Below are 3,394 nucleotides of genomic sequence, written 5' to 3'. Positions count from 1 at the left end.
GAATACGACTTATATGTAAGATGCAAATTGCAGGAAGATGCGGAAGATATTGCTTTAGAAGAAAGCTTTAAAGAAGGCGAAGCTAAAGGCAAAGCTGAAGGTATTAAAGAAAACGCTATAGTTATAGCAAAGAAAATGCTGAAAGAAGGCTATCCTATGGAAGATATAAGTAAATTAACCGAACTAACCATTGAAGAAATAAAGAAGTTAAAAGAAGAATAGCCTATGAGCAAAGAAGTAACTGCTAATATGCCGAAGGAAATATGTATAGTCAATGTATCAAACAGTGGCATTGAGTAATCAAAAAATTCAAAATCTGATTAGCTATAAATTGACAAGTAATAAAATTTTCTATACTATTAAAATCTGATTTAATTAACCAGAGGGGATAGCAGTATTTGTAAGCCTCCCAGGCTTTTTTGCTCTTATTAGATGATAAAAACATTGTTCAATTTTCCTATTGTTAGAATTTATCTAATATTTCAGTTTATTACCCGCGTCCTATTAAGCTCATACGCTTTATGGCAACAACAAATAACCATATCTGATCTAGTGTCAATTTTTGTTATTGGTACTCTTAATGATCTAATATCTCTTTGTTATTTTTTACCGATAATTTTACTGCTGATCATTGGCTTCCATAAATTATTGGCTCGGCATAAATTGTTGTATTTAAGCTGTTGCTTTATTGGTTATTTCTGTACTATTGCTCTATTAATATTTATTACCATTGCCGAGATTATTTTTTGGGATGAGTTCGGTGTTAGATTTAATTTTATTGCGGTAGATTATTTAATTTATACCAATGAAATTATTGGTACTGTAAAAGAATCTTTGCCCTATATAGAAATATTACTAGCTATTATAGTGATTGCACTATTGATTAATTTTTACTTGAGAAAATATATAATTAATCAAGCAAGTACTATAATAAATAGTAAGAAATATATTCTCTGTACGATAATGCTATTTTTCTTTAGCCTACTGGCTTTTAATTTTTATAACCCTAATAAAATTGATATAAATTCTAATAAATATGCTATCGAACTTGCTAGAAATGGTCATTATCAGTTTTTCTCTGCCTTTTTTAATAATAGTTTGGATTATAATAGTTTTTATCCAGTAATTGATAAAAAACGGGCTTTAGATATTGTTCGCAACAGTTTATCAAAAAATGAAGAACTATACTCAGATGACTCTACTATAGCACGTTATATCAAAGCTAATTCTTCTAATAATAAAAAATATAATATTATATTTATTACCGTAGAAAGTCTTAGTAGCGAATTCATGGGTAAATTTGGCAATCAACAAAATATTACACCAAATTTAGATAGATTAGCTGAGCAAAGCATATTTTTTACCAATCTATATGCAGTAGGCACTAGAACAGTAAGAGGTTTAGAGGCTATTACTTTATCAGTACCACCAACTCCTGGTTCATCCATTATCCGCCGCCCTGAGAATCAGTCACTATTTAATATAGCTACTGTTTTTAGGAATCAAGGCTATGTTACTAATTTCCTATTTGGTGGCTATAGCTACTTTGATAATTTACAAAATTATTTTCACGGTAATGGTTATAACATAATTGATCGAGGCAATCTAAAATCCAATGAGATAAGTTTTGCTAATATTTGGGGAGTAGCGGATGAGGATATACTAATAAAAGCACTGGAGTTAGCTGATCAAAATTACCATCAAGGCAAAGCCTTTTTCTCATTAATTATGACTACCTCTAATCATCGCCCTTATACTTTCACCGAAGGTAGAATTGATTTGCTGTCTGGTAGTGGGCGTAATGCAGCAGTTAAATACACCGACTATGCTATTGGTAGGTTTCTTGAATTAGCCAAAACTCACCCCTGGTTTGATAATACTATCTTTGTTATCACGGCTGACCATTGTGCGTCAAGTGCTGGTAAAACTGATTTACCAATTAATAAATATCACATACCTCTATTAATATATGCTCCTAATATATTAAAACCACAGATAGTTGATAATTTATCAAGTCAAATTGATATTGCCCCTACTATTTTGGGATTATTAAATTTTTCATATAATAGTAAATTTTTTGGTCAAGATATATTAAATACGCCGGCAAACAGGGCTTTTATCAGTACTTACCAATTGCTTGGGTTTATGAAGGATAATCATTTAATTATCTTGCGCCCACAGGAGCAACCAAAAACTTATAAATTAGTTGATGAAGATATAGTCAATTCAGGAGAATTTGGGGCTAGGAGCGATGGAGTGACGCCTATAACTAATAGGCGAGCATTGAGCGACAACGTCCCCAACTTCTCATCAATTGACTATAAAATAGAGATTGATAATATTCCTCGTCTAGTAGAAGAAGCTATTAGTTTTTATCAGATAGCTTATGATTTATATATTCATGGTGAAATGAGGGAATAGATTACTTGATTTGCATCTAATAGTAGAGTATCTTAAAAGTAACTCTGCTATTCGGTGCGATGATCCTGAGAAACTACAAATTAACTCTTAATTTTTTACAAGCATTTTAGAACAAGAATATCACCATCTCAATCTTTGGTATTTTGTTAGTTTCATTTGTGGTATTGGTACTTATTTTACCTTAAGTAAGGAACCTTCTTTTATATCTATTCTAACTATTTTCACAATTTCCTTATCGCTACTAATTTTAAGAAACAATATATTTGGGCGATTTATTTCGGGAATAATTATCGCCTTTTTTTGTGGTATGCTAGGTTCTGTTGACAAAATTTTTAACGTAACCATATTAAAGCTCCAACAAAATTTAGAAAGGCTAAAAAGGTGGCTGGGGCTTTATCAAACCTAGAAAATATACGCCTAAAATGTTTGATTTTACCAAAGAAACATTCAATTAAATGGCGTATAATGGACTGAAGAAAATAGACAAAAAAAATAGAGTTAAAAGCTTCCTAATTAAGATAAAATAATAAGAAAAAATTAGGAGAAAAAATGACAAAAGAAAAAGCAAGAGTTTTTAGTGCTGAAGAAAAAACTAGGATAGTATTAGAAGTGCTGAAAGAAGAGAGTCCATTATCAGTGATAGCATCAAAATATGAGATAAACTCAAAGACAATTAGTAATTGGAAAAAACAATTTATATCAAATGCAGCATTGGCTTTTGAACCAGCAAAACTGGTAAGTAAATATCAGGAACAAATTAATATGCTGAAAGAACAAAATGATGAATTAGCGAAAACTCTTGGAAAAACAATAGTAGAGAGAGATTGGGCTGTGGGAAAGCTACAAAGCTTGGACTTATCAAATAGAAAAGAACTTGTCGATTCCAAGCTAGCAATGTTACCAAAGACAAGGCAATATGAATTATTAAAGATTAATCGTTCTTCAATGTACTATAAAGCAAAACCATTTAGTG

3 protein-coding genes and 2 pseudogenes are annotated in these 3,394 nt (G+C 30.9%); 3 read left to right on the top strand and 2 right to left on the bottom strand.

Annotated elements, in window-relative coordinates:
- Positions 1 to 222 (top strand): annotated as a pseudogene (locus tag RiCNE_RS06470) (Rpn family recombination-promoting nuclease/putative transposase); the annotation flags it as partial.
- Between the two features lie 222 nt (positions 223 to 444).
- On the top strand, positions 445 to 2,421 hold the full coding sequence (locus tag RiCNE_RS06465) for a sulfatase-like hydrolase/transferase (RefSeq protein ID WP_239832778.1): 1,977 nt from the start codon (positions 445 to 447) through the stop codon (positions 2,419 to 2,421).
- A 171-nt stretch (positions 2,422 to 2,592) separates the two neighbouring features.
- Here the strand turns inward: RiCNE_RS06465 and RiCNE_RS07595 are convergent, their stop codons facing one another.
- Entirely contained in the window at positions 2,593 to 2,766 is a 174-nt protein-coding gene (locus RiCNE_RS07595; protein ID WP_157905708.1) for a hypothetical protein, read from the bottom strand.
- Positions 2,754 to 2,882: pseudogene (locus tag RiCNE_RS07350) on the bottom strand (IS5/IS1182 family transposase); the annotation flags it as partial. The pseudogene RiCNE_RS07350 and the gene RiCNE_RS07595, both read right to left, overlap by 13 nt.
- Positions 2,883 to 2,970: 88 nt before the next feature.
- On the opposite strand from RiCNE_RS07350, the gene RiCNE_RS06460 reads away from it, so the two are divergent.
- Positions 2,971 to 3,394: transposase (locus tag RiCNE_RS06460; RefSeq protein ID WP_157905707.1), on the top strand; the 424-nt coding region annotated here is incomplete at its 3' end.

Source organism: Rickettsia endosymbiont of Culicoides newsteadi, assembly GCF_002259525.1.
Classification (GTDB): domain Bacteria; phylum Pseudomonadota; class Alphaproteobacteria; order Rickettsiales; family Rickettsiaceae; genus Tisiphia.
The sequence above is the reverse complement of the archived record's forward strand: the minus strand, read 5'-3'. Positions and strand labels throughout refer to the sequence as shown.

Coding starts and splice junctions, on each gene's coding strand:
- RiCNE_RS07595 (WP_157905708.1), bottom strand. CDS start 2,766: ATGGTTACGTTAAAAATTTTGTCAACAGAACCTAGCATACCACAAAAA.